Annotated in this window: 6 protein-coding genes; 1 reads left to right on the top strand and 5 read right to left on the bottom strand. The window is 30.1% G+C overall.

The features are described from left to right. The 3 genes from hemW to ruvC form a co-directional block, all read right to left on the bottom strand. A partial coding sequence (gene hemW, locus ACIQ2I_RS07705; RefSeq protein WP_396181843.1) for a radical SAM family heme chaperone HemW occupies window positions 1-769 on the bottom strand: 769 nt, incomplete at its 3' end. A 53-nt stretch (window positions 770-822) separates the two neighbouring features. Continuing rightward, window positions 823-1,191, bottom strand: coding sequence for a four helix bundle protein (locus tag ACIQ2I_RS07700; RefSeq protein WP_396181842.1), 369 nt, complete (start codon window positions 1,189-1,191; stop codon window positions 823-825). A 68-nt stretch (window positions 1,192-1,259) separates the two neighbouring features. Then, entirely contained in the window at window positions 1,260-1,814 is a 555-nt protein-coding gene (ruvC, locus tag ACIQ2I_RS07695; RefSeq protein ID WP_396181841.1) for a crossover junction endodeoxyribonuclease RuvC, read from the bottom strand. A gap of 53 nt (window positions 1,815-1,867) precedes the next feature. Here ruvC and ACIQ2I_RS07690 point away from each other — a divergent pair, with 53 nt between their 5' ends. Continuing rightward, entirely contained in the window at window positions 1,868-2,791 is a 924-nt protein-coding gene (locus tag ACIQ2I_RS07690; protein ID WP_396181840.1) for a hypothetical protein, read from the top strand. Between the two features lie 5 nt (window positions 2,792-2,796). Here the strand turns inward: ACIQ2I_RS07690 and ACIQ2I_RS07685 are convergent, their stop codons facing one another. Beyond that, window positions 2,797-3,273: a hypothetical protein gene (locus ACIQ2I_RS07685; RefSeq protein ID WP_396181839.1), complete on the bottom strand. Its 477-nt coding sequence runs from the start codon at window positions 3,271-3,273 to the stop codon at window positions 2,797-2,799. Between the two features lie 149 nt (window positions 3,274-3,422). Then, window positions 3,423-5,284 (bottom strand): T9SS type A sorting domain-containing protein (locus ACIQ2I_RS07680; RefSeq protein WP_396181838.1); only part of this gene is annotated, 1,862 nt, incomplete at its 5' end.

Raw genomic sequence — 5,284 nt, 5'->3', positions numbered from 1 at the left:
TATATTTTTTACCTAACCAATAGGCCGTATTATTTTTTGAAAAGTAATTTGGCTTTCCGAAATTAGATAATTCATAATGTACAAATCCGTTTTCTTGCAATTTGCCAATTAAAATATGAAAGTGTTGTTGTGCTACATCATCATCTAAATTTGATATTGTACCAGACTTTATCATTTTATGCAATGCTGTTTTGGGTTCTACCGTTAAGGCATAACTAGAAATATGAGGTATATTGAAACTTATTGCCGTTTCTATATTTTGAAGCCATTTCTCATTGCTCATATTTGGCATTCCGTAAATTAAATCGATAGATATATTGTCGAAATATTGTGTGGCAAATTTCAAACATCTTTTTGCTTCTTCCGAATTATGTGCGCGATTCATCAGTTGCAAATCGTCTTCAAAAAACGACTGAACACCAATAGATAATCTGTTAATTGGCGAATTAGCATATTGAAGAATCGTCTTTTTATCCAAATCGTCTGGATTTGCTTCTAAAGTAATTTCTGGGTTTTCTACAACTTTATAATGCTTGTAAACCGTATCAATTAAAAATCGTATATTATCAATCGTCAATACACTTGGTGTGCCTCCACCAAAATAAATGGTTTCAATTATTTCATTTTGAAATTCATCTTTACGAAGTAGCATTTCTTTCGCCAAAGCCAACACCAATTCCTCTTTCTTAGTCATTGAAGTGGAAAAATGAAAATCGCAATAATGACACGCTTGCTTGCAGAATGGGATGTGGATGTAAATGCCGCTCATTTAAAAGTGTTCAGTGTTCAGTTTTTAGTGTTCAGTTTAAATTAGATATAATGCTATTTCTTCACTCCAAATTTTTCTGGATTTAAAATCATAAAATTAATAAGTTTACCAATTTCATTACTTTTTGAAAGTAAACTATTATATTCTAATTCCGAAATATATTCACATTTAAATGAAAACTCTAACCAACCTTGAGTTTCAGAATTTTCAGAATCAGAATCGGTTAACTTACTGTGAAAATGTTTTGGATATTCCCTTTTTCTATAAGCTTCAGCAATTGTTATTGGCACGCTTCTAGAACTTCTTCTAATTTGATCCGTTAAGGAATACATTTCTTCTTTTGGAAACTTTTTTGTTGTTTCGAATATTTCCATTGCTAATGAAAATGCTTTTTGATAGGCGAATAAATCTTGGAACTTCATATAAACTTATTTTATTTTCTAATGCTAAACGAAAAAAAATCTGAACACTAAAAACTGAACACTGAGCACTATTTTCTAATTTTATCTTCATTATTCTTTACAAAAGCATCCCAACCGGAATAACTTGTTGTCCCCACCACTTTCCCTGAATTAAAAAAATGGCAAACTGCAGCAGCTAATCCATCTGTGGAATCTAGGTTTTTGGGTAAGGTATTTAATCCTAATAGTTGTTGAAGCATTTTAGCAACTTGTTCTTTACTGGCATTACCATTTCCTGTAATGGCCATTTTTATTTTCTTGGGTTCGTATTCTGTAATTGGTATTTGTCTTGATAAACCTGCAGCCATAGCGACACCTTGTGCTCTTCCAAGTTTTAGCATCGATTGAACGTTTTTTCCAAAAAAAGGTGCTTCAATAGCTATTTCATCAGGATGGTAAGTATCAATTAATTCGATAGTACGTTCAAAAATTCGTTTCAACTTCATATAATGATCGTCCATTTTACTTAGTTGCAATTCGTTTAACTGAATAAACTCCATTTTTTTATTGACCACACGAATGAGTCCGAAACCCATAATGGTGGTTCCAGGATCGATACCGAGAATGATGCGTTCGTTTGACAAAATTTTTGTTTCAGGTTTAAGGTTTCAAGATCAAAGTTTTGTTTCTTTGCATTATGATTTCAAACAAAACTAAACAATATCTCACACTTATAATAAAACTCACGATTGTTTTTGGTGCTTTTTATTTCATTTATGAAAAATTAGCCAATGATGACAAGTTAAGTTGGAAACAATTTTCAGAAATTTTGCAAGATAAATTTTCTCTTTCTTGGTTGGTTTTCATGCTTGGTTTTAGTTTTTTAAATCGTTTTTTGGAAATTTTAAAATGGCAGAATTTAGTTGAAGTAGTTGAAAAAATTTCTCTATATACTGCTACAAAACAAGTTTTAGCTGGTGTAACTGCAGGATTATTTACCCCAAACGGAATTGGTGAATACGCCGGAAAAGCACTTTATTTTCCTAAAAATAAAACCAAACGTATTTTATTTTTAAACGTAATTTGTAATGGAATTCAATTGATTATTGCCCTATTTTTTGGGCTAATTGGACTTTTGTATTTGGGTTATACGTACACTTTTTTAATTATTCTATTTATTTTACTATTGTTTGTATGCTTTTTATTATTAACAAAAAAAGCTAATATAAAAGGATATTCTGTTCAATTTTTTTTAGAAAAAATTACAGAAATTCCAAAGAAAATTCATCGAAAAAACACGGTATTAGCGATTGCTAGATATGTCACTTTTACGCATCAATACTATTTTTTGTTTTTGTTATTTGGCGTAAAAATTGACTATTTTACTTTAATGGCTACTATAACTGCGGTATATTTTATTGCCAGTTCGTTACCTTCTTTTCAATTTTTAGATTTTGTAGTGAAGGGAAGTGTCTCCATTTGGTTTTTCAATAAATTAAATATTGACGAGTATGTAGTTTTATTTGTCAGCACCTTTGTGTGGATGGCAAATGTAGTGCTACCAGTACTAATTGGGAGTTATTTTGTGTTGATATATAAACCTAAAAAAAATATAAATTAAGAAGTCTATTTTTCTTTTTGTAAAACTACTGGTAATTGAAATTCTGTTTTTACTGGAACGCCTCTTTTTATGGCGGGATTAATTTTAGGAAAATCGGTTAATCGCAATTGAAATATACTGTCTAATTGAATTTTATTATAGGCAATTGAATCAGAAATAATAGCTTCAAAATTAACATCGGAATTTGAAGATATAATTACTTTTACTTGAATGGTGTCTATTTGCGGAAACAATTTAGCAATACTATCATCTTTCAATTTAGAATGTAATTGAGACGACAATGTTTCATAAAAACAACTTTGTTTACTGTAAGTATCTGACAAGGAATCACAAGCTGTAAAAGAAGGAAATTCGTCCACTTGTTCCCAATTTATTTTTTTGAGTTCTTGTTCTAATAATACTTTTTCATCAGGCACTTTCTTATCGAAAAACTGGCACGATTGTAGTAAAAATATTAGGAAAAAAGCAATTACTTTATTCATTTTGATTTTCAACTATTTAGATTTCAAAAATACAATTTTATGGAATATGTTTTATTTATTTTTATAATTTTATTCGAACTATTATAAATCCTTACTTTTAGACATAAAAAAATCCCGAATAAATCGGGATTTTTTTTATTTTATAAAGATTATTTTTTGATGATCTTATGAATACTTCTTTGATTATCCGATGAAATAACTTCCAATAAATATAATCCTGGGGTATAATTTGTTAAATCTAGTTCTGTATTAGAAACAGTTCCTTTTTTATAGGTAAGTTTTTTACCTAATAAATCGTAAACATTTACTTCGGAAATAGTTTGATTGGTTTTAGATTGAATATTCAAAATTGAATTCGTTGGATTTGGATAAACCATAAACTCATTAGTTTGGAATGATTCTGATTCTAAAAGGGCTACAAATTCAGTCGTAAACGTATTAGTAACAATAGCTGGATTGTAGTCAAAATAAATTGATGCCGCATTTGGAATAATATCACCAACTGCATATCCTGGTTTTGGTTTGATTTTGAATGTTACATATCCTTTTCCGATTGTAGAATTGGCAACCGAAACTGGTAATTGAATGTTATTAAATTTCCAATTTAATTCAGTGCCTACTCTGTCTAATTCATAAGAATGACTTGAACTAATCATAGATAAAGTAGTTTCGTCTAACTTATTATTTAAAACATCATTGATTCTTACATTAATGGCGCTAGCATTACCTGTGTTTTCAAAACGGATAGTGTAGTATAAATAATCATTAGTAGTAAAACTAGAATGCAATATTTGAGGCCCACGAGCTTCCATTTTATCATTTGGATCGTAAGCATTTATAACCATTTGAGTTAATGTGTTACTATTGTTTTCAAGAACCACATCACCAGTACTTGGTTCTATTGAAGCTTGACTTACCAAATAATCGCCAGCATTTACAGTTGGAATAGTTGGCACTAACATAATAACATTAATTGTTCTAACTTCAAATGGTAATAAATTAGTGAAGCTGTAAGTAAAACCTGATGCTGTACTAGTTATAGCTGGTGTAGTTGAAACTAAAGTTACTGCTGAAGGTTTTGTGAACGTTACGGTTCCAGAAGAAATAATTTGATTTCCTAAATTGGCATACACAACGCTATTAATATAATTAAATCCTGGTCTTGGCGCATTAAATGGAACAACTGCCACTCCTAAATCGTTATAAATTTGAAGCGTTGTTACTGGAAAGTTATAAGTTGTCATTCCAGCTCCTGTTGGTGTTAAATTTAAAAGCTGAGAAGGATTTACATTATACATAGATGCATATGCTGGATTTACTACAAAAGAAACATCGTATGAATTAGTAGTAACCATATCATAAATACTAAATGATCCTGTTGGGGCAATTACATTATGAACTACTCCATTATCATTTTTCTCATGTGTAAACTTTCCTAATGGGAAATTCACCTCACCAGTATCTTTTGTACCGTTATTATTTGAATCTAAAAAAGCATTAAATGTAAAACCAGTACAGTTAATTACTCCAGTAGAAGTTGACATATTATTAATAGTAATAAATCCATTTTGATTGAAGAAATTAGTAACCATCATTAAGTAATATTGTCCTGCTTGTGCATTTTGAATAACAGGATACTCAATAGAAGAAGCCGAATAACTACAACTAACAATATTATTTGGTCCTACTAAGTTACAACTTGAAGTACCACTATTAAACGGACCATATATGATGTAATCTATATCTTGATTATTAAAACTAGGAGCGTTATTTCCTTGTGTAATTACTAAATTAACAGTTCCAGAAGTACTAATTGGCAAATAGAACCAATTAGGATTGGGTGTAGTATCTAAACATCCTGAGGCTCCAACACTAGCAACGCTAATTGTGTTTGTAAATGGTACACCTAATGAATTACACAATAAATTAGCATTTGCACAAGATGAAGCCAAATTACAATTAGACTGCGCAAAAACAGTTCTTGGATATATTTTATCACATGCATCAGCAA

This window comes from Flavobacterium sp. (assembly GCF_044368995.1).
GTDB lineage: Bacteria > Bacteroidota > Bacteroidia > Flavobacteriales > Flavobacteriaceae > Flavobacterium.
The sequence above is the reverse complement of the archived record's forward strand: the minus strand, read 5'-3'. Positions and strand labels throughout refer to the sequence as shown.

Bases quoted from the DNA above. Each gene is read 5' to 3' on its own strand.
- ACIQ2I_RS07700 (WP_396181842.1), bottom strand. From the start codon at position 1,191: ATGAAGTTCCAAGATTTATTCGCCTATCAAAAAGCATTTTCATTAGCA.
- ACIQ2I_RS07690 (WP_396181840.1), top strand. From the start codon at position 1,868: ATGATTTCAAACAAAACTAAACAATATCTCACACTTATAATAAAACTC.
- ACIQ2I_RS07685 (WP_396181839.1), bottom strand. From the start codon at position 3,273: ATGAATAAAGTAATTGCTTTTTTCCTAATATTTTTACTACAATCGTGC.